Source organism: Paraburkholderia suaedae, from assembly GCF_040812055.1.
GTDB lineage: Bacteria > Pseudomonadota > Gammaproteobacteria > Burkholderiales > Burkholderiaceae > Paraburkholderia.
Map to the genome: position 1 here is coordinate 60567 of NZ_JBFOAH010000011.1, position 26570 is coordinate 87136.

The 26570-nt window shown below is 64.7% G+C and carries 19 protein-coding genes and 2 pseudogenes; 11 read left to right on the plus strand and 10 right to left on the minus strand.

The window, feature by feature from the left end; all coding sequences use genetic code 11:
- Nucleotides 1–48 precede the first annotated feature (48 nt).
- The 3 genes from ABQJ48_RS16890 to ABQJ48_RS16900 form a co-directional block, all read right to left on the minus strand.
- Nucleotides 49–2391 carry a hybrid sensor histidine kinase/response regulator gene (locus ABQJ48_RS16890; RefSeq protein ID WP_367839149.1) on the minus strand — a complete coding sequence of 781 codons (2343 nt, stop codon included), beginning with the start codon at nt 2389–2391 and terminating at the stop codon, nt 49–51.
- A gap of 4 nt (nt 2392–2395) precedes the next feature.
- Nucleotides 2396–3199 (minus strand): alpha/beta fold hydrolase, encoded by an 804-nt coding sequence (locus tag ABQJ48_RS16895; RefSeq protein WP_367839150.1) that lies wholly within the window; start codon nt 3197–3199, stop codon nt 2396–2398.
- 177 nt (nt 3200–3376) lie between these two features.
- Nucleotides 3377–4279 (minus strand): YihY/virulence factor BrkB family protein, encoded by a 903-nt coding sequence (locus ABQJ48_RS16900; RefSeq protein ID WP_367839151.1) that lies wholly within the window; start codon nt 4277–4279, stop codon nt 3377–3379.
- A gap of 213 nt (nt 4280–4492) precedes the next feature.
- Between ABQJ48_RS16900 and ABQJ48_RS16905 the strand changes: the two genes are divergently transcribed.
- From ABQJ48_RS16905 to ABQJ48_RS16915, 3 genes are all read left to right on the plus strand, one after another.
- Nucleotides 4493–5611, plus strand: a complete 1119-nt coding sequence (locus ABQJ48_RS16905; RefSeq protein WP_367839152.1) for a ligase-associated DNA damage response exonuclease — start codon at nt 4493–4495, stop codon at nt 5609–5611.
- Nucleotides 5608–7296 carry an ATP-dependent DNA ligase gene (locus ABQJ48_RS16910; RefSeq protein ID WP_367839153.1) on the plus strand — a complete coding sequence of 563 codons (1689 nt, stop codon included), beginning with the start codon at nt 5608–5610 and terminating at the stop codon, nt 7294–7296. The genes ABQJ48_RS16905 and ABQJ48_RS16910 overlap by 4 nt, the downstream gene beginning before the upstream one ends.
- Before the next feature lie 453 nt (nt 7297–7749).
- Nucleotides 7750–8208, plus strand: coding sequence for a response regulator (locus tag ABQJ48_RS16915; RefSeq protein ID WP_473094148.1), 459 nt, complete (start codon nt 7750–7752; stop codon nt 8206–8208).
- Nucleotides 8209–8370: 162 nt separating this feature from the next.
- On the opposite strand, the gene ABQJ48_RS16920 is transcribed toward ABQJ48_RS16915, so the two are convergent.
- A complete protein-coding gene (locus ABQJ48_RS16920; protein ID WP_367839155.1) occupies nt 8371–8781 on the minus strand; it encodes a PRC-barrel domain-containing protein in 411 nt (136 codons plus the stop codon).
- Between the two features lie 362 nt (nt 8782–9143).
- On the opposite strand from ABQJ48_RS16920, the gene glgX reads away from it, so the two are divergent.
- The 3 genes from glgX to ABQJ48_RS16935 all read left to right on the plus strand — a co-directional run bounded on the left by glgX (nt 9144) and on the right by ABQJ48_RS16935 (nt 14000).
- Nucleotides 9144–11360 (plus strand): glycogen debranching protein GlgX, encoded by a 2217-nt coding sequence (glgX, locus tag ABQJ48_RS16925; protein WP_367839156.1) that lies wholly within the window; start codon nt 9144–9146, stop codon nt 11358–11360.
- 134 nt (nt 11361–11494) lie between these two features.
- Nucleotides 11495–11674, plus strand: a complete 180-nt coding sequence (locus ABQJ48_RS16930; protein ID WP_367839157.1) for a DUF2934 domain-containing protein — start codon at nt 11495–11497, stop codon at nt 11672–11674.
- Between the two features lie 292 nt (nt 11675–11966).
- Nucleotides 11967–14000 carry an AI-2E family transporter gene (locus ABQJ48_RS16935; protein WP_367839158.1) on the plus strand — a complete coding sequence of 678 codons (2034 nt, stop codon included), beginning with the start codon at nt 11967–11969 and terminating at the stop codon, nt 13998–14000.
- A gap of 72 nt (nt 14001–14072) precedes the next feature.
- Here ABQJ48_RS16935 and ABQJ48_RS16940 read toward each other — a convergent pair.
- The 3 genes and pseudogenes from ABQJ48_RS16940 to ABQJ48_RS16950 all read right to left on the minus strand — a co-directional run.
- A pseudogene (locus tag ABQJ48_RS16940) lies at nt 14073–14264 on the minus strand (EmrB/QacA family drug resistance transporter); the annotation flags it as partial.
- Nucleotides 14265–14375: 111 nt separating this feature from the next.
- The gene (locus ABQJ48_RS16945; protein ID WP_367839159.1) at nt 14376–14672 is read right to left on the minus strand and encodes a DUF4148 domain-containing protein; all 297 of its coding nucleotides are present in this window, start codon (nt 14670–14672) and stop codon (nt 14376–14378) included.
- Between the two features lie 141 nt (nt 14673–14813).
- Nucleotides 14814–15517, minus strand: a pseudogene (locus ABQJ48_RS16950) (HlyD family secretion protein); the annotation flags it as partial.
- Nucleotides 15518–15800: 283 nt separating this feature from the next.
- Between ABQJ48_RS16950 and ABQJ48_RS16955 the strand changes: the two are divergent.
- From ABQJ48_RS16955 to ABQJ48_RS16965, 3 genes are all read left to right on the plus strand, one after another.
- Nucleotides 15801–17951 carry a hybrid sensor histidine kinase/response regulator gene (locus tag ABQJ48_RS16955; protein WP_473094149.1) on the plus strand — a complete coding sequence of 717 codons (2151 nt, stop codon included), beginning with the start codon at nt 15801–15803 and terminating at the stop codon, nt 17949–17951.
- A 163-nt stretch (nt 17952–18114) separates the two neighbouring features.
- On the plus strand, nt 18115–18393 hold the full coding sequence (locus ABQJ48_RS16960) for a hypothetical protein (RefSeq protein ID WP_367839160.1): 279 nt from the start codon (nt 18115–18117) through the stop codon (nt 18391–18393).
- 383 nt (nt 18394–18776) lie between these two features.
- Nucleotides 18777–22982 (plus strand): CheR family methyltransferase, encoded by a 4206-nt coding sequence (locus ABQJ48_RS16965; protein WP_367839161.1) that lies wholly within the window; start codon nt 18777–18779, stop codon nt 22980–22982.
- Nucleotides 22983–23139: 157 nt separating this feature from the next.
- Here the strand turns inward: ABQJ48_RS16965 and ABQJ48_RS16970 are convergent, their stop codons facing one another.
- From ABQJ48_RS16970 to ABQJ48_RS16980, 3 genes are all read right to left on the minus strand, one after another.
- On the minus strand, nt 23140–24159 hold the full coding sequence (locus ABQJ48_RS16970; RefSeq protein WP_367839162.1) for a class I fructose-bisphosphate aldolase: 1020 nt from the start codon (nt 24157–24159) through the stop codon (nt 23140–23142).
- Between the two features lie 131 nt (nt 24160–24290).
- Nucleotides 24291–24710: a secondary thiamine-phosphate synthase enzyme YjbQ gene (locus tag ABQJ48_RS16975; protein ID WP_367839163.1), complete on the minus strand. Its 420-nt coding sequence runs from the start codon at nt 24708–24710 to the stop codon at nt 24291–24293.
- 141 nt (nt 24711–24851) lie between these two features.
- Nucleotides 24852–25172: a thioredoxin family protein gene (locus ABQJ48_RS16980; protein WP_367839164.1), complete on the minus strand. Its 321-nt coding sequence runs from the start codon at nt 25170–25172 to the stop codon at nt 24852–24854.
- Between the two features lie 234 nt (nt 25173–25406).
- Between ABQJ48_RS16980 and ABQJ48_RS16985 the strand changes: the two genes are divergently transcribed.
- Both ABQJ48_RS16985 and ABQJ48_RS16990 read left to right on the plus strand, forming a co-directional pair.
- Complete coding sequence (locus tag ABQJ48_RS16985; protein WP_367839165.1) at nt 25407–25703, plus strand: DUF2628 domain-containing protein; 297 nt, start codon at nt 25407–25409, stop codon at nt 25701–25703.
- A gap of 140 nt (nt 25704–25843) precedes the next feature.
- Nucleotides 25844–26401, plus strand: a complete 558-nt coding sequence (locus tag ABQJ48_RS16990) for a hypothetical protein (RefSeq protein WP_367839166.1) — start codon at nt 25844–25846, stop codon at nt 26399–26401.
- Nucleotides 26402–26570: the final 169 nt, after the last annotated feature.

Here is a 26570-nt window from a genome sequence, read left to right on the forward strand (position 1 = left end):
ACGTGAGGGCTTGCGAATATCGCGCCAGTCTAGCAGGCACGTCTGCTGTCAAACGCGCTGCTGGCTGCGCTGTTGGCTCAATACCCGTTGCAATGCGCGAGGATCGACCGGCTTGGTGAAGTGATGATCGAAACCGGAATCGACCGCGGTCTGCTTGTCGTGTTCCTGACCCCAGCCGGTCACGGCGATCAGCAGAATGCCGGTGTCCGGTTGCTCGCGCCGGATGCGCCGCGCCACTTCATAGCCGTTCAACTGGGGCAAGCCGATGTCGAGAATCACCGCGTGCGGCGCAAATGCGCCGATCAGCGCGAGGCCGGCAACGCCGTCGCTGGCCGTGCGCACTTCGTGGCCCTCGAGTTCGAGCACCATCGCGAGGCTGTCCGCGGCGTCGGCGTTATCGTCGACGATCACGATGCGCATGCCGCCCGGGTGCGGCAGTTCCGGCAGCGCGCCGGGGGCTGGCTTGGCTGGCGCTGCCGACAACGGCAGGCGGATCATGAATTCACTGCCGGTGCCGGGCCCGCCGCTGAATGCCGCCACCGAGCCGCCGTGCAATTCCGCGAGCCCGCGCACCAGCGCGAGGCCGATGCCGAGACCGCCTTGCGAGCGGTCGAGCGCCGGCGCGAGTTGCGAAAACATTTCGAACACACTGCTCAGATGCTCGCGCGGAATGCCGATGCCCGAGTCGCGCACGACGATTACCGCCTCGTTGCCGTCGCGCCGCGCCGCCAGCGAGATGCTGCCGCCGGGCGGCGTGTACTTGGCGGCGTTATTCAGCAGGTTCAGGATCATCTGCGACAGGCGCGTCGGATCGGCGTCGAGATACAGCGGTTCGTGCGGCAGCGTCACGCTCAGCTGATGCGACGACGCCTGCACGGTCGGCCGCGCGGCTTCCATTGCCGACTGCACCGCGCGCGCGAGTTCGAGCCGCTGCTTGCGCAATTCGAGCTTGCCCTGCGTGATGCGCGACACTTCCAGCAAGTCGTCGACCAGATGCGTCATGTGTTGCAGCTGGCGGTCGAACACATCGCGCGACCAGTTCAGTTGCGGGTCCGCGAACTCCTTGCGGCGCAAAATCTCCAGCACGTTGCGCATCGGCGCGAGCGGATTGCGGAGTTCGTGCGCGAGCGTGGCGAGAAATTCGTCCTTGCGCCGGTCGGCGTTCGAGAGTTCGAGATTGAGCCGCGTGAGTTGCTGCTCCGCGCGCCGCCGTTCGGTCATGTCGCGGCTCACGCACACCGCACCGTAGATGTCGCCGCGTGCGTTGGCGAGCGGCTTGACGACGGTATCGCATACGCCGCGCGTGCCATCGCGCCGCACGAAGGTCAGCTCGCCGCGCCACGTGCCCTCGGCGGCGAGCGCGGCCAGCGCCTGGCGGCGAATGCGCAGCGCGTCTTCCGGCGGATGGAAGATCGACACCGGCTTGCCGAGAATCTCGCGCAGGCGATAGCCGAGCATGCGTTCGCCGCCGACGTTGAAGTCCGTGATGTTGCCGCGCAAATCGGTGATCACGATCGCGTCGCTCAGATGCGCGAAGATCGCCGCCTGGCGCAACAGCACCGTCTGCGCCTGCTTGCGCTCGGTGATGTCGAGGCCGAGCCCGTAGATGGTCAGCGGCGTGCCGTCGCTCTCGTAAGTGGCGCGGCCGCGGCCTTCCATCCAGCACCATTCCCCGCTCGCATGCATGAAGCGGAATTCGGCCACATAGTCCTCGCCGTTCTTCACCGCGTATTCGACCGCTTCGTTCAGACCAAGCAGATCGCCCGGATGAATCAGATCGAAAAAGCCGCCGGCGCTGTGCGTGAAATGGCCCTCCGCATAACCGGCGAGCGCCTCCAGTTCGCGGCTCCACCAGAACTTGCCCGAGCCCGGATCGTGCGACCAGGCGCCCATGCGCGCGCCGCGCATGGCCAGACTCAGCACGTCCCGGCTTTCCTGCAAGGCCTTTTGCGCGAGCTTGTGCGCGGCGACCGACGCCTCGGCGTTGCGCCGCGCGAGCAGCAGTTCCTGCTCGTACTTGTGGCGGTCGGCGACGATCAGCATCGCGACTTCGAAGTAGCGCTTGTCCCCGTGACGGTGGCACACCGCGTTGAGCAGCATCGGCACCGTGTGACCATCGCGGTGGATCATGTTCAGTTTTACCTCGGCCACCGAGCCCTGCATTTGCAGCAACGGCGCCCAATGCGTCTGATAGAACACTTTGCCGCCGGCGCTCAACAGCTCCTGAATGTACTTGCCGCCGGTCAAATCCGCCGCGCCGTAGCCGAGCCAGCTGCAGAAGGTCGCGTTCACGCGTTCGATGCGGCCGTTGGTGTCGGCAACGAGCAGGGCGCACGCGGCGTTCTCGTATAACGTATCGGCTGACGGTAGCGGATGGTCGGCGGAGGCCATTGCTTTACACGCTCAACTGTCCGAGAAAGGCGTTGATTGCGGCGGAACTGGCGCTGGGCGCGCTCAGATGCGGACAATGGCCGACGTTCTCGACCACATGCAGCGAGCTGAGCGGCATGGTTTGCTGCATGTATTCGCCGACCGCGCATGGCGCGATGATGTCCTCGCTGCTTTGCAGGATCAACGCGGGCGTCATGTTGCGCGGCAGGATCGCGCGATGATCCGACAGGAACGTGACGCGGGCGAATTGTCCGGCGATCTCGGGATCGGTGCGGCAAAAACTGTTGGTCAGTTCGACGCCGAGCTCCGGTTGTGTCGGCGCGCCCATGATGACGGGCGCCATCGTACTCGACCAGCCGAGGTAATTGCTTTCCAGCGTGTGCAACAGATCGTCGATATCCTCGCGCGTGAAGCCGCCGATGTAATCGCCGTCGTTCACATAGCAGGGCGACGGGCCGACCATCACCTGAGCGGCAAACAGATGCGGCGCTTTCAGCGTCGCAATCAGCCCGATCATCCCGCTGACCGAATGGCCGACGAACACCACCGGATCGTCGGCCACCGCACGGACGATTTCGATGAGGTCGTCGGCGTAGCCTGCCAGAGAGTCGTATTTGACGGTGTCGTAGGCCGACAGGTCCGACGAGCCGCTGCCGACGTGATCGAACAGTACGGTGCGGAAATCGGCATGAAACGACGGGGCGAGATAGCGCCACATGGTCTGGTCGCAGCCGAAACCGTGCGCGAACACCATGGTGCGCTCGCCGCTGCCGGAGATGGATAGGCTGTTGCGTCGGCTAATGCTCATTGGCGAATCCTGAATATCTGCGCAAGCGAGCGGGGAACGCGGCCCGCTTGCATCGGGGCAATGTTACCGCACTCCTGTCGCAAGAAGGGGTCCGATACGGGCATGGAGCACTGTGCGATGGGGGGCAGATGGTCTCATCAGTCGCATCGTGCGATGCTTCGTTAGTCGCGCATCGGGTCATTCGGTTTTGATTCCGGGCTGCGGCGCGTGAATGGGTTCCCGGCCGAATCGTTCGTATTGCGAAATGACCTGTGCGCCGAACAGCAGCAGCGTAGCGAGCCATTCGAGGCTGAGCAGGATCACGATCGCCATGGTCAGCGATCCATACACCACACTGACCTGCGAGAGTGTCGCGAAGTACCAGACCAGCACATGGCGAGTGATCTCCCACAACACGGCGGCCACCACGCCGCCAAACAGCGCATTCTTCACCGACGCGCGCCCGACCGGCATGACCAGATAGATCGATGTCAACACGAAAATCTCGCCGGCGAGGCCCAGCAGATAAAGCAGCACACGCGTAGGTCCTTGCAGCGAAACGTGCACGCCGAACAGGTCGACGCCTTCAGCGCCAATCGATTCGAGCCCGGTCGACACGCACGTGACGATCAGCAGCCCCACGCCGAGACAAAGAATGTAGCAATAGGGCAGCAGCGCCGAGAGCAGGAAATGCCGCCGCCGGATCGCCACGCGGTGCACGAAGATGAGGGACATCGCGTTCTCCAGCACGGTGAACGCGAGCGAGCTGAAGAAGATCATGGTCAGCAGCAGCACCCAGCCGATGACCGCGCGATGTTCGAGAAAATTGGCAAGCTCCCGCACCAGCGCATTCGACTGACCGGGCACGAGCCATCGCAGCAGATGGGCGAGCGCGGCGAGCAACACCTGTTGCGGCAGGAACCGCGACAGCACGATGACGATCAGGATCAGCAGCGGCACGATCGACAGCAAAGCGTAATACGCAACCGCGCCCGCGAGCAGCAAACCCTGGTTAGCACGAAATGCCTTCAGCGTTTGCAGGATGAATGGGCCGGGGTGTTTCGCGATATACAGCGCATGCTGGTCGAAGAAGCTTTGCATGAGGGCTCCCGAGGCGAATTGGGGACCGCCGGGTGGCAGCCATTCTCGAGACGCCTCTTTGCTTTATATACCGTAAGCAAGAACACAGCCATAGCTGCCTCGCGCATGCGAGAGAGCACGTGCGCCCGAAGGGCCGGGAATGGTGTTTGCTTGACCCGTTTGCGCCGCTAGCGGACGCTTTCACCCACCGAGCCAGACTTCAGGAACCGCCCGATGGATCAGCCGGAACATCAATTGAATATCGGGTTTCAAAAAGCAGACAAGGAAGATGAACAGGACCAGGACGAGACGCGCGAGCTCGTCGTCGCGCGGCCGGAAGGTCTGTATTGTCCGGCGGGAGAGTTTTATATCGACCCGTGGCGTCCGGTCGAGCGCGCGGTGATCACGCACGCGCATTCCGATCATGCGCGCTTCGGGCATCGGCACTACCTCGCCGCGCGTGCTGGCGCGCACGTGCTGCTGGCGCGCTTGCCCGGCATTGCGTTGCAAACGCTTGCTTATGGCGAGCGGCTCACGATCGGCGACACGGTCGTTTCGCTGCATCCGGCCGGACATGTGCTGGGTTCGTCGCAAGTGCGCATCGAGCACGCGGGGCGCGTCTGGGTCGCATCGGGCGATTACAAGCTCGAGCCGGACCCGACCTGCGATGCATTCGAACCGCAGCGCTGCGATGTTTTCATCACCGAATCGACCTTCGGTTTGCCGATCTATCGCTGGGACGCGCCGCAAGCGGTGTTCGACGGTATCGATTCGTGGTGGCGTCACAATGCCGCCGAAGGGCGCGCGTCCGTGCTGTTCTGCTATTCGTTCGGCAAGGCGCAGCGCGTGCTGGCGAGTGTCGACGCAGCGATTGGCCCGCTCTTCTGCCACGGCGCGGTCGAGCCGTTGAACCGCGCGTATCGCGAGGCCGGCGTGCGCTTGCCGCCGGTTCGCCTCGTCGGTGAAGTCCCGGCTAAAGACAAGGCGGTGTTCAAGCAGGCATTGATCGTGGCGCCGCCGTCCGCACAGAACAGCGCATGGCTGCGACGCTTCGGCGACTATAGCGACGCGTTCGCCTCGGGCTGGATGCGGCTGCGCGGCGCGCGTCGCCGACGGGGCGTCGATCGAGGATTCGTGCTGTCGGATCATGCGGACTGGCCCGGTCTGCAAAGCGCGATACACGCCACGGGCGCCGCACGCGTGATCGTCACGCATGGCTCGATCGAGCCGATGGTGCGATGGTTGCGCGAGCAGGGCTTCGAAGCAGGCGCATTCGAAACGCAGTACGGCGACGACACGGTCGAAGCCGATGCGGCGGGCAGCGTCGAACCGGCCGCGGCGGGCCAGCAATGAAACGCTTCGCCGCTCTTTATACCGCGCTCGATGCGACCACCTCCACGCACGACAAACTCGAAGCGCTGATCACTTATTTTTCCGCTGCCGAGCCGGAAGATGCCGCGTGGGCCTCGTACTTTCTCGCCGGCGGCAAGCCGCGTCAATCGGTGCCCACGCGCTTGCTCATCGAGATCGCTCGCGAGCGCGCCGGATTGCCGCTCTGGCTGTTCGACGAGTCGCATGACGCGGTCGGCGACCTGGCGGAGACCATCGCCCATATCTTGCCGCCCGCGCAGCGCACCTCGGAGCTGGGTCTCACGCAATGGATCGAGCAGCGTGTGCTGACGTTGCGCGGCGCGCCGCCCGAGGAATTGCGCACGCGTTTGCTCAGCTACTGGGACGAGCTCGATTGGGGCGGCCGCTTTTTGCTAACCAAACTGATCGGCGGCGGCTTTCGGGTCGGCGTGGCGCGTCAGTTGGTGGTCAGGGCTTTGGCCGAAGTGGCGGGCATCGATCATAAGCGCATCGCCCAACGCATGGTCGGCTGGACCGATTCGCATCAGAAGCCGGACGCAGCGCGCTATCTGCGTTTGATCGCGCCCGAGACGACAGGCGAGGGCGCACGCACCGGCGAGCATGCGCAGGAACAGCATGGCGACAGCGATCTGGGCTTACCGTATCCGTTCTTTCTCGCGCATCCGTTGCAGAGCGATCCAGCGACGCTCGGCGACCTGTCGCAATGGTTGATCGAATGGAAGTGGGACGGCATTCGAGCGCAACTCGTGAAGCGCGGCGCACGTCTATGGTTGTGGTCGCGCGGCGAGGATCTGATTACCGAGCGCTTTCCCGAAGTGGCTGCATTAGGGGACGCGTTGCCTGACGGCTACGTGATCGATGGCGAGATACTCGCGTGGGAACCGGGCGGCGCCGCGCCTTTGCCGTTCGCGCGCCTGCAACCACGCATTACCCGCAAAACGCTGACGAAAAAAGTGCTCGCCGATTCACCCGCCGCGCTACTCGCTTACGATCTGCTCGAAGCGCAAGGCAAGGACTTGCGCATGACGCCGCTCGTAGAAAGACGTGCGCGGCTCGACGAATTGGCTGGGGGTCTGGACGCTACGTTGGCGCGCGATCTGCTGCGCGTGTCGCCACTGGTTAGCGCGCCCGATTGGCAGACGCTCGCGGCATTGCGCGACGAGAGCCGTGCGCGCGGCGTGGAAGGACTGATGCTCAAGCAGCGCGAATCGTTGTACGGGGTGGGCCGCACCAAGGCTTCGGGCACGTGGTGGAAATGGAAGATCGACCCGTATGCGGTAGATGCCGTGCTGGTTTATGCGCAACCTGGTCACGGCCGCCGTGCCAGCCTTTATACCGACTTCACATTCGCAGTGTGGGATGAAGCGAATGGCGTGCGCACGCTTGTGCCATTCGCGAAAGCTTATTCCGGTCTGACTGATGAAGAGATGCGCAAGGTCGACGCGATCGTGCGCAGGACCACCGTTGAGAAGTTCGGCCCTGTGCGTAGTCTGAGCCCAACCCAGGTATTTGAAATCGGCTTCGAAGGGATTCAGCGCAGTCCGCGTCACAAGTCGGGCGTCGCAGTGCGTTTTCCGCGCATGCTGCGTTGGCGGACCGACAAACGCATCGACGATGCCGATACGTTGGATATGCTCAAGGGCTTCATCGACGATCGTGCGGGATAACCCGCTGCGCGCAAACCCCTAAAACGTTGAGGTTATTGCCGCAAGTTTCCTCGCTTATTCTGTGAGTGTGTCGACGCTACCGATCGGCGCTGTGAACACACGTCAAATTTTGCCTCGGCCCCAACGATTCAGCAGCCGTATCGACCCTGCAAGCGCTTCATGCGATGCACGGGGCAAAGGCGGAGTGCACGGCACAAGTGCGTTTTGACACCGCGGTGCACGTGGGCAACGCGCGGGTTTGCATTCAATCGGCTGCGTGAATGGGCAAGCGGCGGCTGCTTCCAAACCGTGGACGCGGTGCACGCCGTACCCGGTGGTGCTGTGTGGCAGCGATGCGACGTCTTCGAGGCTATCGCGTGGCGAGCGATGAGCTTTGTCGTCGGGGTGGAGCGAATCTTGCGACCGCGTCCCCGGTGCCCGGCGGCGGCACACGCAAAAGCCAAGGAGAAGATGGTGACGTTTGATGAAAGAATGGACGACAGCGATGACGTCGTGGTGTGGCGGCCAATTCAGTATGCGATGGCCTCGCATCGTCGCGTGCTGGTGGTGGACGACTATCACGAAGCAGCCGATGCGTTGCAGATGCTGCTGAACGCCGATGGCTTCGAGTGCCGTGCGCTCGACGATCCATTCGCCGTGTGTGACATGGCTTCCGAATGGCAGCCGTTCGCCGTCGTGCTGGACATCAAGATGCCGGGACTGGACGGGCTGGAGTTGGCGCGTCGGCTGCGCGCACATCCGTCGACTTCGCAGATGCTGCTAGTGGCGTGTACCGCTTTCGCTTCGCGCGACGACCGCGCGCGCGCGCGCGCGGCCGGTTTCGATGCGCATTGCGCCAAGCCTTTGACGCCGGAGCGTCTGCTGCGCGTGCTGGAGTCGGCAGCGGCGGTGCACGTCGACGGACCACCGTAGGAACGGGCCCGTTTCAGAGGGACGACAGTTAGTTAGGGTTATTGATCATCTCGAACGGGCTTATTATTCGAAGGGTCTTGATCGCAGACCGCGCGCGACCTGGTTGAACTTGCGCGGTACACGTCAACGACTTTTTTCAGCCTCCCACCACTGCGTCAGTCGCTAATCCGGCGCGTACTTGAATTCAGGCAGCGCTTCAAGAGACTTCTTCGTGGCGTCAGGCAGCATGACGCGCCGGTTTTCGATTTGTAACTCGTTGAACGGCACCGCGACCAGGTGTTTGCCCATCCCCAGAAAGCCGCCCACCGACAGGATCGCGTAGATCCGGCGATCGCCGTTGGTCGAAACGATCAGATCGTCGAGCGTGCCGACGTTCTCCTTGTTCCGGTTGTACACATCTGCGCCGTGCAGCTTCGACGCGCGATAGCCGCTTCCGAGCTGGACCACGTCCGTGCGTTTCTCGGTGATCGATTGAGGAGCGCCCTGCGCGTATGCACCACCGTAACAAGTGGTGGCGAGCGCACTGAACAGCATCGCCGTGGCGAGAAGCGGTCTGACCTGCAGGTTGCGCATGATGAACGTCCTCCTTTTTCTGTTTGGCTCGCTTTGGCAGCACGTGGACGGCGGCCCTCGCAAACGACTTTTATTGGTCGGCTGCAAAACTCGTGCCGCGCTTGTGCTGCCCCCATGGAAGTGAGACGCTCGACTGGCCGATATCCACACGGCGCACTCCAGGTCTGGAACTTGCTGTTTCAGCGAGCCCTCAGGTCGATGCACCGACGGTGCTATCGCTCGAAACCCGCGCCACGCCAGATATCGCCCGCGGTTCGCGCGCTTTCGTGGCGTGCCGCCACCCTGCAATTGCCTGAATGCACTGAACCACTGCCTACATCCGAATACGCGCGCACGCGCCTCATGTTTCCACAGGAACCACTATGTCATCCCAGGCCACTTACTCGACACGCATTTCGGAAGGCACGCCTTTTCCGCTTGGCGCGACATGGAACGGAAACGGTGTCAACTTTGCGCTGTTCTCGGCGTATGCGACCAAGGTCGAACTGTGCCTGTTCGACGAGACGGGCGTCAACGAGATCGAACGTATCGAGCTGCCCGAGTACACCGACGAGGTCTGGCATGTGTTCGTGCCCAATCTGAAACCTGGCACGGTGTACGGCTACCGTGTGCACGGCCCATACCAACCGGAAAAAGGTCATCGCTTCAATCCCAACAAGCTGCTGCTCGACCCTTACGCGAAAGCACACATCGGTGAGCTCAAATGGGCGCCGGAGATATTCGGCTACACGCTCGATGCGCAAGACGCGGACCTCTCGTTCGACGAGCGCGACAGCGCGCCTTTCGTGCCGAAGTGCAAGGTGGTCGACGCGACTTTTTCGTGGACTCACCCCGAGCGCAACGCGCTGCCCTGGGACCGCGTGATTATTTATGAAACCCACGTGCGCGGTTTTACCAAGCGTCATCCTCGGGTGCCGGAGAAATTGCGCGGCACGTTCGCCGGGCTGGGAGAGCAGGTCGTGCTCGACCACATTCGCAATCTCGGCGTGACATCGGTCGAATTGATGCCGATCCAGACCTTCGTCAACGACAGCTATCTGCTCGATAAAGGTCTTACGAACTACTGGGGCTACAACACGATCGGCTTTTTCGCGGCCGATGCGCGATTCTTCGCTTCTCCGACTAACTCGGTAGGCGAGTTCAAGGAAATGGTGGATCGCTTTCATGAGGCCGATCTCGAAGTCATTCTCGACGTGGTCTATAACCACACCGCCGAAGGCAACGAGCGCGGCCCCACGCTATCGTTCAAAGGCATCGACAACGCGTCCTACTATCGTCTGATGCCGGATGAGCCTCGCTATTACATCAACGACACGGGCACCGGCAACACGCTGAACCTGTCGCATCCGCGTGTGCTGCAAATGGTCACCGACAGCCTGCGCTACTGGGTGACCGAAATGAAAGTGGACGGCTTCCGTTTCGACCTCGCGACGATACTCGGGCGCGAGAACCATGGCTTCGACGAAGGCGGCGGCTTTCTCGACAGTTGCCGGCAAGACCCGGTGCTGTCCAGCGTGCGGCTGATCGCGGAGCCATGGGACTGCGGTCCGGGCGGCTACCAGGTGGGCGGCTTTCCGCCTGGGTGGGCCGAGTGGAACGACCGCTTTCGCGACACCGTGCGCGAATACTGGAAGGGCGACGAAGGCAAGGTCGCCGATCTCGCCACACGTCTCACCGGCTCGGGCGACAGGTTCAATCATCGCGGCCGGCGTCCGTGGGCCAGCGTGAATTTCATCGCCGCGCACGACGGCTTCACGCTCAACGATCTCGTGTCGTACAACGACAAGCATAACGAGGCCAACGGCGAAGACAACACCGACGGCCACTCGGACAACAAGTCCTGGAACATGGGCGTGGAAGGCCCGACCGACGACGTCGAGATTCGCGCGCAACGCGAGCGTCAGAAACGCAATCTGCTGGCTACGCTGCTGCTGTCGCAAGGCACGCCGATGATACTCGCGGGCGACGAATTCGGCCGCACTCAGAAGGGCAACAACAACGCGTATTGCCAGGACAACGAGATCAGCTGGGTCGATTGGGAAGGCATCGACGACGACGGCCGCGCGCTCATCGAGTTCGTCAGGAATCTGACCACGCTGCGGCACCGTCTGCCGGTGCTGCGTCGCGGCCGCTTTCTCACCGGCGAATACAACGAAGCGCTCGACGTGACGGACGCGCGCTGGCTTTCGCCGGACGGCACGGACATCTCCGCGGAACAATGGGACGACCCGTCGATGCGCTGCTTCGGCCTCGTCATCGACGGGCGCGCGCAGGCGAGCGGCATCCGCCGTCTTGCGTCCGATGCGACCTTGCTGCTGGTGCTCAATGCGCATCACGATGTCGTCAATTTCACGCTGCCCGAGATTCCGGAAGGCGATACGTGGACCTGCCTGCTGGACACGAACATGCCGGTGCGCCCCGAGCTGCCGCAGTTCAGCGCGGGTGACGCTTACCAGGTGACGGCGCGCTCGCTGCTCCTATTCGCGCTCGAAGCGCCGAGCCGGGCAACCCAGCGCGTGTTCGACCGGCTCGAAGAGCAGCTCACTTCCGATGAAGGAGAAACCTCGGCGGGTTCGTGAGTCCCGTTGAACCGGTGCGCCTCCAGGCACAACCGTTGCTGTCCTCGTGAACAACAGTGCGCTCGCGGCGATGGCGTCGAGCGCATGTCGCAGCCGATGTGTCATGTTCGCGACGTTCAACCCGAGGTGATCAAATGGAACAGCAACAAACCGCTCAAGAGGAACAGATTCGCACGCGCGCTTATTACCTCTGGGAACAGGCCGCCGACCCCAAGGGCGCGCCTGACGAATACTGGGAGCAGGCGCGCGCGGAAATAGAGAAAGAAGCGCCACCCATAGAGAGCGGGCCCATTGCGCAGGAGCCGATCAAGTAAACGCGTCGTCGTAATGCTTGCGGGTGATGCGCCATGCCGTGTGAGCGCACGACGACACGGCCTACGCAACCCAGTGCGATTCTTCCGACCCGATGGGCCACGCCTCACGTAAAAAGCGTGGACCGCAAGTCATCGAATAGCCCGCATTGAACGAGTCAACGCAGCGCAGGGAGCTGCAACGCCGGCGCTCGCGCGGCATCGACGTCGCGACGCCATCGGCAGGCGCGGCTCGGATGTTCGTCGCGATTCTTTTACGACATAGCACCCAAGACGGATATCCAGACACCGAACCATGAAGGACCTACCCGAGCCACGCGGCGTGAGACCCGCTGCGCGCATCCAGGCGTCGGCCACCTTGGGCATCGACGGATTGGTTGCGCTCGGCGTGGGCGTGACGGTCGTCGCGTGCCTGTACTTTGCGAGCGCCGTGCTGATCCCGATCACGCTCGCGATTCTGCTCAGCTTTCTCGTGGCGCCGCTGGTCGATGCATTGGCCCGGCTCAAGCTTGGCCATGTCGCTTCGGTGTTTGCGGCGGTGCTCATTTCGGTGTCGGTCATTGCGCTGCTCGGCGCGGTGATCGCCACGCAACTGACCGATCTCGCCGCCGGCATGCCCCGCTATCAGGCGACCATCGAAGCCAAACTCGAGACCGCGCACAGTCTGACGATCGGCAAGCTCACACAGCTGTCCGACGCGGCCGGCCAGGCGCTGCAACGCGCGTCGGTCGAGCCGGCGCAACCGGCAACCCCGCGCGGCGCGTCGGCGGCGGGCAGCGCGCATGGGCCCGCTGCGGTACCGGTGGAAGTGCGCGAGCCGGTGCCCACGCCGTTCGAACTGGCGAGGCGTGTGCTGTCGCCCGCCATCAGTCCGCTCGAAACCGCGTTCATCGTGTTCGTGGTGATGGTGGTGATCCTGTTGCAGCGCGACGATCTGCGTGACCGCGCGATCCGTCTGTTCGGATCGCGCGACCTGCACCGCACGACCACGGTAATGGACGAAGCGGCGCGACGTCTGAGCCGCTACTTCGTTTCGCAACTGGGACTCAATGCGGGCGTGGGTCTCGTGATCGGCGTGGGGCTGTTTCTGATTGGCGTACCGAGTCCCATCCTGTGGGGCATTCTCGCCGCGTTGCTGCGGCTCGTGCCGTACGTCGGCATCTGGATCTCGGCCACGCTCGCCACCGCGCTCGCCGCTGCGGTGAGTCCCGGCTGGACGATGGCGATCTGGTCGCTGGCGTTGTTCGTCACCGTGGAGCTGCTGGTGGGGCAGGTGGTCGAGCCGCTGCTGTACGGCCGTAGCACAGGGCTGTCGCCGTTCTCGGTCGTGGTCGCGGCGATCTTCTGGAGCTGGATCTGGGGGCCGATCGGCTTGATCCTGTCGACGCCGCTGACGCTGTGTCTGCTGGTCCTCGGCCGGCATGTCCGGCGTCTGGAATTCCTTGACGTGCTGCTCGGCGATCAGCCCGCGTTGACGCCGGTCGAAAACTTCTACCAGCGCGCGCTCGCCGGCGACCCTGACGAAGCGATCGAGCAAGCGGAGATATTGCTGCGCGAGCGTTCGCTGTCGGCTTACTACGACGAGGTGGCGATCAAGGGCTTGCAACTCGCGGCGAACGACGTGATGCGCGGCAGCGTGACTGCGCCGCAGCTTGCGCGCATCGAGGCGAGCACCAACGATCTGGTGGACGGACTCGATGGCTATGACGACCGTCAGCCGGATTCGCAGACGGTGGAGCAGAACCTGAGTGCCGTCGCGCCGGTCGTGCCGTCGGCGCATGAGTGGGTGGGCGAGCGCGCCTCGCCTGCGCTCGCCGCGCAAAACCCGAGCGGCAGCGCCGCGGACTCAGCACACGATGAAGCCGCGCAGGAATCCGCCGCGTCGTTTCACGCACCGCATACGCGGGTGCTGTGCATTCCGGGACGCGGGCCCCTCGACGCGCTCGCGACCACGATCCTGTTGCAACTGCTCGCCAAGCACGGTTTCTCGGCGCGCTCGGTGCAGCACGAGGCAGCCTCACGCGCGTCGATCGATAGCCTGCAGGCGGGTGATGTCGGCATCGTGTGCATTCTGTATTTGCAGATCGACGGGATTCCTTCGCATCTGCGCTACCTCGTCAAGCGCATTCGCGTGCGCTTGCCCAATGTGTCGATCGTGGTGGGTCTGTGGGCGCAGGAAGATACGGACAAATGGAGCGCCGAGTTGCAAAGCGCGATGGGCGCGGAGTGTTATGCGACATCGTTGCAGGACATGCTGGCCGCTTGCCGGAAAATGGATCTGGCGACGAGGGCCGAGCGCAACGAGGTGACGGTGGACGAGGGCTACTGAAAGGGCATCCCCTGCATTCGCTACTTGCTATGGATAGGGCCGGGCGCTCGCTCGTGCAAAGTCGTCGTCCATGAGGGTCCAGGTTGCTTCGCCGTAACTGGCGGACATGGTGCCGGCGATGTGCGGCAACGCCACGTCCACGATGGTCGTATCGAGCACTTCCATGAACGACGCCGCGAGCGTCATGACGATGGCGATCAGCCACGGATTCGCCGCGGGTTTCCAGTCGGACCGAGGGTCGTGCGCGGCGTCGGTTGAACTCACGTTCTGTCCGCGCTCACGCGATCGCGCACGCCGCCGCGCAGCGGCGCTTAAGTCCAGTCAGGACGCGACACTCGCACTGCGTGCCGCTCGGGCTCGATGCGCCGGACGGGGTTACTGCGTGCCCTTGCCGGCTGGTACCGGCTGGCTTGCGCCGGCGCCGCCCGCGGCTCTCTGCTGCGCGCTCTGCAAGTTCTGCGGATACTGCGACTGGGTGGCGCTCGGCTGGTAGCCGTTCTGTTCCAGTTTCTTCAGTTCCGCTTTTTTGGCCGCGTGCGTGGACGAGCCGTTCTGCGACGTGACGGGCGGCTGTTGCGCGTGCACGAGAGACGCACTGCCCACGGTCAATACTGTGGCCGCCATGGCACGCGCGAACGCGCGACGTGCGTGTAGGTCGAAGATTCGTTTCATGATCCGCTCCGCAAGCTTACCGTTGACCAAAAGGAACGCAGCATGCCGCATGCCTCGAGGACGATGTGCAGCGCGAGCAGCGCGCATGGACCTGCCGCGATGCGCGCGCGACTGCGAGGGCGAACGTGAACGTGAACGGCTTCATTGCAGATACACCGTAGGCGTCACCGACAAGCCGAGCGCCAGTGGATGATCGCGCGGCAAGCCCGCGTCGACGACGATCTTGACCGGCACGCGCTGGACGATCTTCACGAAGTTTCCGGTGGCGTTTTCGGCCGGAAAAGCCGAAAAACGCGAACCGCTGCCGAGCTGAATGCTATCGACGTGTCCGCGCAAATCCAGCTTCGGGTACGCATCGACTTCGATCTTGACCTTGTCGCCGGCGCGCATGCGTTCGAGGTGCGATTCCTTGAAGTCCGCGGTCACCCATACATCAGGCGTGACGATATCGAACAGCGAGACACCGGCTTGCAGAAAGCTGCCCAATTGCACGTTGCGCCGCGTGATCCAACCGTCGGACGGCGCGCGCACTTCGCCATACGACAGGTTGAGGCGCGCCTGTTCGAGCTGCGCTTGCGCTTGCCGCACCTGCTCGCGGCGCTCGGCGACCGCGGCCTCGGTCTGACGGATTTGCTGCGGGACGAGGCTCGCGGTGCGCTGCTGCGCACGAGTCTGTTCGAGGCCGGCGCTTGCCGCTTGCCGCTGCGCGTCGGCGAATCGACGTTCTGTTGCGAGGTGGCGCGCGGATCGACGGCATGCTGGCGCACGTAGGCGGATTGCGCCTCGCGCAGATTCGCCTCGGCCGACGAGGTCTGCGCTGTGGCCTGCCGGTATTGCGCGGGATACGCGCTTCACGCTCGGCGGCAGTCGCATCGCAACCTGCGAAGTGCAGTGCAAATGCGGTGCGCGCAGTGCAGTGCAAGCCGGTCCGGGCGGCGTTGGTTTGTCTGAGCAATCCATGTGCCAGAGGGGCACGTGTCGGGGAACGCCGTCCCTTTGTCCGGCAGGCTTTGGAAGAACAGCGGAAGTGCTGTAAATTTCGCCAAGGGAACGGGCGCACGATCACCTATGCGGCACGCTACGTGCAGTACCGTGCCCCGTGTCTTAACTTTCATGGAGTCCGTGGCCGTGCAGCGTGCCGAGCGTGTCGCAGTCGATTTCCCCATGCCCTCGCGCAACTTTGCCGCGACGCGGCGCATGCTGCTCATCGTGCTGGCCGTGTCGGTCGTGTTTCCGCTGGTTTGCCTTGGCGGCTACGGCTATTTCGATTACCAGCGCCGCATAGCAGATGCCAACGACGTGATCGACCGCCTCGCGCGCGTCACGGAGGAGCAGGCCGACAAGGTGCTGGATCTGAACCAGCAAATGGCCTCGCGCATCGTCGAATTGCTCGGCAACGCGGACGATGCGCAGATCGGTGGGCGCGAAGCCGAATTACACGAGCGCCTGCGCGAGATTGGCGGCGACTTCCCACAGGTGTCTTCGATCAGTGTGCTCGGCGCGAACGGCGAGCTGCTCGTGTCGAACATCGCTTATCCCGCGCCGGTCATTTCCATTGCTCAGCGCGAGGACTTCCTCTCCGCGAAAGCAAGGCGCCCGCAGCCGTATTTCTCACGGCCGTTGTACGGGGCGGTGTCCGGAACGCACGTGTTCAATACCACGATTGGACGTTCGGGCGCCGACGGCAAGTTCCTCGGCGTGGTGTCGGTGGCGTTGCGCAACGACTACTTTTCGCGCTTCTATCGCGAGCTGACCAATGGGGACTCGTCGCTGGTGCTGGCGCTCTATCGGCAGGACGGCAGTGTGCTGGTGCGCTACCCGGCGCGGACGGCGTACCCGAAATCGGCTCCGCAAAGCGCATTCACCGAGGCCTTGCGCGACAAGCAGCTGTTCGGACGCCTGCGGTTGCGTTCCCCGGTAGATGGCGTCGAGCGCCTGCTGGCGTTTCGGCGCGTCGGCGACTATCCGCTCTACGTGGTGAGCGCGTATGCGACCGACTCGATCGCGCAGGCCTGGCGCCGCCACTTCCTGATCATCGCCGCGCTCACGGCGGTGCCTTGCATCGCGATCTGGCTGCTGGTGGTCTACTCGCTGCGCCAGCTGGCGGGCGAGCGCCGCGCGTGGGAACGCTGGCAGGGCGAGGTGGCGATGCGGCTGTCCGCCGAGGCGTCGACCCGGCAGCTGCAGCGCATGAGCGCGCTCGGCAACCTCGTGGCCAACGTCGCTCATGACTTCAACAACCTTCTCATGGTGACGTCCGCGAACATGGAGCTTGCGCGGATCAAGGGCTATAACGACGTCGAAAACGAAGTGCTCGCGGTGGAGCGCGCGACCGCCTCCGCCGAATCGCTGACCCGGCGCCTGATGAGCGTTGCGCGCAAGCAGCCGCTAAAACAGGAGCGGATCGATCTGGCCCGCTGGCTGCCCGCGGCGGCGCCGCTGATCGACGCCACCCTCGGCGACACCGTCGAATTTGGGTTGAAGATGGTCGACGACGTATGGCCAGTGTTGGCCGACCCGACCGACCTCGAATTCGCCATCGCCAACCTGGCAGTCAACGCGCGCGATGCGATGCCGCGTGGGGGGCGCTTCCTGATCCGCTGCCAGAATACCCGGCTGGTGGGCAGCGACACCTTGCTGCCGGACGGCGAATACGTGCTGATGTCCTGTACCGACGACGGCGAGGGGATGTCCGAGGCGGTCGCGCGGCGCGCGTTCGAGCCGCTCTTCACCACCAAGCTGCGCGGTTCGGGCACCGGCCTCGGGCTCGCGCAAGTCTTGTCGATGTGCGAGCAGGCGGGCGGCACCGCGAAGATCGGCAGCGTGCCTGGCAGCGGCACCACGGTGCGGATGTATCTGCCGCGTCATCGCGAGCGCAAACCGGCAGCGGCGGAGGTCCAGACGCTGCAGCAGCCCGCGTCGACGCCGTCCGGCGTGGTGTTGCTGGTGGAGGACAACGCGGACGTGGCGGCCGGCGTCGCGGCCGTGCTGGAAACCTTCGGCTGTGGGGTGCGACATGAGTCCACCGCGGACCAGGCGTTCGAGGTGCTCAACGGCGGCGAGCGTTTCGAACTGGTGCTGTCCGACATCCAGATGCCGGGCAAGCTTAACGGCATCGACCTCGCGGAAAGAGTCCGCAGCGCGTGGCCGTCGCAGAAGATCGCGCTGATGACCGGCTACGCCGACGAACTCGAACGCGCGCGGCGCCTGGGTGTGGCGATTCTCGCCAAACCGTTCAATATCGACGAGCTGCACGCGCTGGTGGCCTGCGAACCGTAGCCAGCGGTCTGGCACGCCTGGCGTCGTCTTCCGTGCATTTGAAGCACTGTGTGCCGAGCTGCTATGGAGCGCGGCATAGCCCTTGCTAAAAGGAGTCGGAGGCATGCGTTTTCCGGCTGGCGCAGCTGGCGCAACCCGCTTCTTTCCTGACAGGAGATCAGCTATGAAGACCCGATACGCACTGCTCGTTTCGACATTGTTTGCCGCTTCGTCGCTCGCTGTGGCGCAAGGCGGCGGTGGTGGCGGTGGCGGGCCGGCCGGCAACGACCCGAGCGCCGGCAACACCACGGCCAATTCGACCCGCGAAGGCGGCACGCCGGCCTCGGGCGCGATGGCTCATCCGAGGAAGCATCACATGAAGCACTCCAAGGCGACCAAGCCGGCCACCGACACGACCAACATGCCGGGCGCCGACGCCAGCAGCGACACGAAGGGGCAGTAAAAACGGGCGGTGCAGGAACAGGCCGCTGAACCGGCGCGCCGCGCCGGCTCTCACGGCAGCGCTCCGCGACAGAACGGCGGGCGCGGGCTGATGCGCGGCGGCCCGGACAGGCCCAGGGATCGCCGTGCCTCGCCGGGTTCCGCGGCCGCCCGGACTGCTTGCGGCTCGGCATGGCGCACGGGGTTCGGGCCTCGCCGAACGGCACGACTGCCATCGAGGCTCGAGAGCCCGCCCCGGCAGCCCGCCACCGCAAGCCGGACTTTGCAATGCGACGCTACACACGCGACAATATCTGCTACTAGATAAAAAATATCGATAGTTGAACGCCCCGCCGTCATGGGACGAGGCCGGCGCAGATGCGGCGCATCGCACAAGGGATGAGTATGAGTGGCAGTAAAGCAGGTGCGCCCCGGACAAACGCGCGCAATGCCGTGCAGACGAGTTCGCCCGCAGGCGCGCAGACGACTCCGGGCCCCGCCGCCGGCTCGGCGGGCAGCGCCGCACATGCGGCCGGCGCACTGGACTTTCCGGTGGTTGGCATCGGCGCATCCGCGGGCGGCGTGCAGGCGTTGCTGCGATTCTTCGAGAACACCCCGACGAACATGGACATGGCCTTCGTGGTCGTGCTCCATCTGTCGCCCAACCATTCGAGCAGCGCCGACCAGGTGTTGCAGCACGTCACCGGCATGCCGGTGCATCAGGTGCAACAGACGCTGCAGGTGGAAAAGAACCACGTGTACGTCATTTCGCCGTCGCACGACCTCGCGCTCGACGACGGCCACCTGACGTCCACCGAAACCGACCGGCCGCGCGGCCGCCCGATCGCCATCGACCTGTTCTTCCGCAGCCTCGCCGACACCCACCGCGAACGCGCCATCGCGATCGTGCTGTCGGGCACCGGCGCGGACGGCGCGACCGGCATCGGCAGGGTAAAGGAGCAGGGTGGCGTGACGATCGCGCAGGCCCCCGCGGACGCCGATTACCCAGAGATGCCGCAGAACGCGATCGCCACCGGCATGATCGACCTCGCGCTGCCGGTCGCGGACATGCCGCGCAAACTGCGCGAGCTGGCCGACAATGCGCGCTCCATCCGCCTGCCGGTCACGGACGACGAACCGGAAACGATCGCGGTCAAGCCGGCCGATTCGGCCTCCGCCGCCGAGCGGGCCCTGCTCGGCGTGCTCGCCACGTTGCGCGCGCGCACCGGGCACGACTTCCGCCATTACAAGCGCGCCACCATCCTGCGGCGCATCGAGAGGCGTTTGCAGGTCAACGGCATTCCCGATCTGCAGGCCTACCAGGACTACGTGCTCACGCACCCCGACGAAACGCCGGCATTGCTCAAGGACATGCTGATCGGCGTGACCAACTTCTTCCGCGACCGCGAGATCTTCGAGGCGGTCGAGCGCGAGATCGTGCCGAAGCTGTTCCAGAAAAAAAGCGCGGATGACCCGGTGCGCGCATGGGTGGCGGGTTGCGCGACCGGCGAGGAAGCGTACTCGCTGGCAATGCTGCTCGCCGAATATGCGGAGCGGCAGGCAGACATTCCGGTGCATGTGTTCGCGACCGACATCGACGAGCGCGCGATTGCGTTCGCCCGCGCCGGTCTCTATCCGGAGTCCATCGCGGCTGACGTCTCGGCCTCGCGTCTGCGGCAGTTTTTCACCGCCGAGCGTTCCCACTTTCGCGTCACCAAGGCGATCCGCGAACGGGTGCTGTTCGCCGTACACAACGTGTTGCGCGATCCGCCGTTTTCGCGCGTCGATCTGGTGTCGTGCCGCAATCTGCTGATCTACCTCGATCGCAGTGTGCAAGGCCAGGTGCTGCAAATGTTTCACTTCGCGCTGCAACCGGGTGGCTATCTGCTGCTGGGCAGTTCGGAATCCGCCGAGGCCGCCGGCGAGCTGTTCACGGCCGTCGACAAGAAGAACCGCCTGTATCGCGCGAACGTGGTGACGAGTGCGCTGCGTCCGCCGATCAGCCTGCCCGTGCTGCAGCATAGCGCCGCCGCCGTCGCGCATGCGGGGCGCACGCCGCCGCTGCCGCAGGCGCTGCCGTTTGCGGCGCTGCATCATCGGATCCTCGAGCTGTACGCGCCGCCGAGCGTCGTGATCGACATGGATGCGAACGTCCTCCATATGTCCGAGCACGCTGGCCGTTTTCTGCGCTTCGCGCGCGGCGAACCGTCGTACAACCTGATCGCGTTGGCGCAGCCGGCGTTGCGGCTGCAATTGCGCGGCACCCTGTTCCAGGCGCTGCGCAGCAAGCAGGAAGCGTCGACCGAGCCAATCGACTTTCCGCCGCAAGGGCGGGTGCGGATCATCGTGCGACCTTATCGCGGCACCGAAAACGCGCCCGAATTCGCGCTGGTGATCTTCGAGGAGATTGCGGCCGATGCCGCACCGGCGCCCCGCGAGACGCCCATGCCGGCTTCGCAGGATTCGCTGCTGGTCCATCTGGAGGACGAACTACATCGCACCCGACAGGAATTGCGCTCGACGGTCGAGCAGTCGGAGGCGTCCACCGAGGAGCTGAAGGCGTCGAATGAAGAATTGCAGGCGATCAACGAGGAATTGCGCGCGGCCACCGAGGAACTCGAAACCAGCAAGGAAGAATTGCAGTCGCTGAACGAGGAACTTTTCGCCGTCAACGCAGAGTTGCAGTCCAAGATCGAAGAGACAGGCAAGGCCAAGGACGACCTGCAGAACGTGATCGCGTCGACCGGTATCGCGACGCTATTCGTCGATCGCGAGATGCGAATCAAGCGCTATACGCCGGCTGCGACGGAACTCTTCAACGTGATTCCGTCCGACGTCGGCCGTTCGCTGCACGACATCACGCACCGGCTCGACTATCCGCAACTGGCCGAAGACACCGCCGCCGTCGTCGAGTCGCTGCAGCTGATCGAGCGCGAGATTCGCAGCACCGACGGGCGCTATTTCCTCACGCGGCTGTCGCCGTATCGCACCACCGACGACCGCATCGAGGGCGCGGTGCTGAGCATCGTCGACATCAGCGCCCTGCGGCGCGCCGAGCAACGGGTGCGCGCGAGCGAAGAGCGGCTGCATCTGGCCGCGCAAAGCACCAACGACTTCGCGATCATCGTGCAGGACATGGACGGCCGCGTGGTGACGTGGAACAACGGTGCCGAACGGATCTTCGGCTACAGCGAGAAGGAGATGGTCGGGCAGATGCTCGACCCGCTCTATCTGCCGGAAGAGCGCGAAGCCAACGAGCCTGCGATCGAACGGCAACGCGCGGCGCGCGAGGGCCGCGCCGAAGACGAGCGCTGGTACGTGCACAAGAACGGCGCGCGGCTCTATTGCAGCGGCGTGATCACGCCGATCTCGTCGGACAGCTTCACAGGCTTTGCGAAGATCGTGCGCGATCTGACGCAGCGCAAAGGCACCGAAGCGCTCGAACAGCGCAAGATTTCGCTGGAACGCTCGGTGCGGCAGAAGATCGAGGCGGCCAGCCGGCTCAAGGACGAGTTCCTCGCGGTGCTGTCGCACGAACTGAAGAATCCGCTGAACCTGATTCACGTGAAAGCGGACATGCTCGACCGCGCGCCGTCCACCCAGGGGCTCTCGGTCGTGCACGACGCGGCCGATGCAATCCGCCGCTCGGTAGTGAGCCTTGCGAAGATCATCGACGACCTGCTGGACCTGTCGCGCGTGCGCACCGGCAAGCTGACGCTGGAGCGCTCGCGGGTGGACATCGCGGCGATCACGACGGCCGTGAGCAGTGCGATCGAGCCCGACGCGCTCGCCAACCAGGTGAGCGTGCAGGTGGATGGCGCGGCGCAGCCGTTCTTCATCGAGGCCGACCCGGTGCGCATCGAACAGATCTTGTGGAACCTCGTTAGCAACGCGGTGAAGTTCACCCAGCCAGGCGGCAGCGTGACGATCCGGCTTTCCCACGAAAACGGCCAGGCATGCGTCGAGGTGCGCGATACCGGACGCGGCATCGAACCCGCGTTTTTGCCGCAGGTTTTCGACATGTTCAGCCAGGCCGAGGGTTCGCATCGGCGGCATAGCGGCGGTCTTGGCATCGGCCTCGCGCTCGTCAAGCAACTGGCGGAGATGCATGGCGGACATGTGCAGGCCGAGTCGGCGGGGCTCGGCAAGGGCGCGCGGTTTCGCGTGTGGCTGCCGGTCGGCAGCGCGCAAGTGCCCGGCGAAAGCGGCGAAACGCCCGGCGACGCGAGCCTGCTCAAGGGCATGCGGATCGTGCTGGTGGACGACGCGGTGGAAAGCCTGCAGGCGTTCCAGGCCCTGCTCGAAATGGAAGGCGCGCAGGTGTGGCCGCAAACCAATGGCGCGGCGGCGCTCGCCCTCGCCCAGCATCAGACGTTCGACCTGATCCTCTCGGATATCGGCATGCCGGGGATGGACGGCTATGAACTGATCGCCGCGCTGCGCCAGCTGCCGGGGACGGCGTCGGTGCCGGCGCTCGCGTTGACGGGCTTCGGCCGCCCGCAGGACGCCGCGCGGGCCATCCGCGCGGGCTACGACGGACATCTCGGCAAGCCGGTGTCGCTCCAGGCGCTGGTCGACAAGATCGCGCGCACGACCATCGGCAGCCGCTGATTGAAAATCGGCGGGCTCGGGTCTGGCAAAGCGGGCCGTGCAACGTCCGACGTGCAACGCCTATCGGTAACGCCGGCGCTGGCGCTGGCGTGCAACGCCTGGCGCGAGGCGCCCGCGTCAGACCCGAGCACCAGGCGCGCCGTCCCGCAACATTCGCCTAACTCTTTTCCTGCGCCGCGTCGTACTTGCCGAGCGCGGCCGCACTGTTCAGGCGTGCGCGTTTGAGCAGCGCCTGCTGGGCCGCCGCAACGTTGCCCGATTGGCCGCGCCACGCCTGCAACGGCGGCTCCTGCAGCGCACGTCCGTACGAGAAGCTCAGGTTCCACGGGAGCGCGCCGAGCCGGTTCATCGCGTCGAGGTTCGCGGTCGCTTCCTCGGGCGATTGCCCGCCCGACAGAAACACGATGCCGGGCACCGCTGACGGCACCGTGCGCTTGAGCACCCGCACCGTATAAGCGGCGATGTCCGCGCTCGACGACGGCTGCGCATGCTCGGACCCGGCGAGCACCATGCTCGGCTTGAGCAGAATGTGTTCGAGCACCACGCGATGGCGGTGCAGCGCGTCGAACACTTCATGCAGCACCGCCTCGGTGACTTCCGCGCTGCGCTCGATCGTGTGATCGCCGTCCATCAGCACTTCCGGTTCCACGATCGGCACGATGCCGGCTTCCTGGCTGATTGCCGCATAGCGCGCGAGCGAGTCGGCGTTGGCTTCGATCGCGAGGCGGCTCGGCAGGCTCGCGGTGATGTTGTAGACCGCGCGCCATTTGGCGAAGCGCGCCCCTTGCCGCTTGTAATCGACGAAGCGCTTGGCGAGGCCGTCGAGTCCTTCGGTGATTTCGTCGCCGGGGGCGAGCGCGAGCGGCACCTTGCCGAGGTCGACCTTGATGCCGGGCACGATGCCGTTGCGGGCGGCGAGCTGCGGGAACGGCGTGCCGTCGTCCGCTTTCTGGCCGAGCGTTTCTTCGTAGAGGATCACGCCGCTCACGAATTCGCCCAGTCCCGGCGTGCCGAGCAGCAGATTGCGATACGCGCGGCGATTTTCCTCGGTCGAATCGAGGCCGATCGTCTTGAAGCGTTTGGCGATGGTCGGGCCGCTTTCGTCGGCGGCCAGCAGGCCCTTGCCGGGTTGAACCATTGCGCTGACGGTGGCTTGCAGCTCGCTACGGGTGTCCATGAAATGCCTCCCTTGCTCCGGTTGAGGATCAGATGCCGCGACAGTCCTTCGATCAGTTCAGGTGCAAAAAACGGCGGCTCGCGGTGTCGGCTGACGGCTGACGATCGCGCCTCGCGCCCGTCAAGACCGCTTCACTCGCCGAGCAGATGCAGCACGATGTCGCGCGGCTGCGTACGCCGGCGATGTTCGAACAGGTACAAGCCTTGCCACGTGCCCAGCACCATCTGTCCATGCTCGACCGGCACCGACAGCTGCACCTGCGTCAGCGCGGTGCGCAGATGCGCCGGCATGTCGTCGAGACCTTCGGCGTCGTGTTCGTAGCGCTCGGCGTCTTCGGGTGCGAGGCTCGCGAAGTAGCGCTCCAGGTCGCGCTGCACCGAAGGATCGGCGTTCTCCTGGATCAGCAGCGACGCGGACGTGTGGCGGCAGAACAGCGTGAGCAGCCCGGTGCTGATGACCTGGCCGGCGACGAAGCCGCGCGCCTGGGCGGTAAACTCGACGAGGCCTGGGGCGCGGGCCTTGACGCTCAGATGGTGGATGGCTTGTCGCATGATCGGTGAAACGTGGTGGGTCGGTGCGATGCGGTGGATGCGGTTGCGGTGCCGGCGGCTATCCGTGTAGGGTGCGGTGCACCGGACGAAGCGCCCGGGCGCGGGCTTGCCTGACAGCTTTGCACGACAGCGGCGCGCGAATCAGAGCGACGCAAGCGCTTGCGCGATTTCCTCCGCGCTGCGCGGCCGAACGACCCGCGCCAGTTCGACGCCGTCGCGCACGATCACGAGCGTCGGCCAAAGCTTGATCCTGAACGAGCGGCCCAGCGGCCGGCCGGGGCCGTCTTCGATTTTCAGATGTCTGAGGCCGCTATGCGGCGCGAGCGCGCGGGCAATCGACGCTTGCGCGCCTTGGCAGTAGCCGCACCAGTCAGTACCGAATTCGACGACCGTGACGCCGGACAGCGCGTCGAGTTCAGCGCGTGATGGTGCCTTCGGAGAGTAGGCTGTGCGGGTTGCCATGCGAGCTCCAAGCGTGTTCGAACTTTGCAGGCGCCTGTGGCCTGCAGTGGATTTGCCAAGAGTAGCAGCTATGCTGCTGATCGTCACAGCGCGGAGCCACGCGAGTGCGAGCGAGCCGGCGAGCGCCTCGTCCTCGCGTGGATTGCGAGCCCGGCGCCCGGGTTGCACCGCCGCGCGTGGAACCTCATGCCTGCGCTGCCACAGGGCGGCGCGCCAATGCGTTCAGGAAGGAAAATGGAAGCACGGATCTATCTGCACTATCCCGGCAACGACGAAACCGTGGCGATCGCGTGCGGCTTCAATTGGGCCGCCTGTCTGTTGGGTTTCATCTGGGCGTTGTCGAAGAAAATGTGGTTCGCCGCTTTCGTCATGCTGGGGGTCAATCTGATTCTGCTAGGCATGGGTTTGTGGGGCGAGACGGCCGACCTCATCGGGCTGGTGTTGTCGATTCTGTTCGCGGTTGCATGCGGCGTTTATGGCAACCGATGGCATCGCTGGACGCTCGAAAAGCGCGGCTACGTCGTGGTGTAGCGCGCCGGGTCGCCCTCTGCAGGAGCGCATCTTGCTCGCGTCACGCCGCCGCGAGACCGAACGCGCCGGGCCGTGGTGCATCGTGCGCGGCAGCGTCGAAGGACCTCGAAGGTGGTGCTCAACCCGTCATGGAGGCATCTATGCACTTCGCATTTGCAATCGCCAGCAGCCGGTCTGCCACATACTCCGCGAAACCCGCTCGTCGCAGGCGGCGCGTAACGCTGGCGGCGTCGCTGGTGGTGTCGTTCGGGTTGTCGTTCGCTGCATTGTTCGCCGCATCGACTATCGCCGCGCCGCTCGCCTACGCCGACGAGCCCGCCCAAGGAACTGCCATCCCAGGCACTGCTGCGCTTGCGGCTAGCGCTTCGGCGCCGCTCGCCGCCTCCGCGCCCGACGACACTTTCCTGCTCACCATCTTCCTGCGCCACGACGAGTCCAAACCGCTGCCCAAGATCAACGACCAGTTGCGCGCGCAAGGCTTCTTCCGGAACTTTCCGCCGCCCGGCATCGAGGTCGTGTCGTGGTACGTAATGATGGGCATTGGCCAGGTGGTCACGCTGCGGGTCCCGGCGAGCCGGTTGCGCGAAGTCAACCGGGCGATCGAATCGACCGCCTGGGGCGGCTACCGTACCGAGTTCTATCCGACTTACGACTACAAGGCGCAAGCGCAGCAAATGCGTGCAACCGACGGTAAGTAGCCGTCAGCGGACGCGCAGTTCGCCGATCGCGCCGTTATCGTACGAGGCGCGGCTGCCCGGGCGAATTTGGGATAGCGCGGCGCGGGTTTACGTGAGCGCAAGCCAGGTCGATAATGCCCCGGTCGCTCCGGCTCCGAACCTTCGGCGCGCATCGCGCTTAACGGCTCGC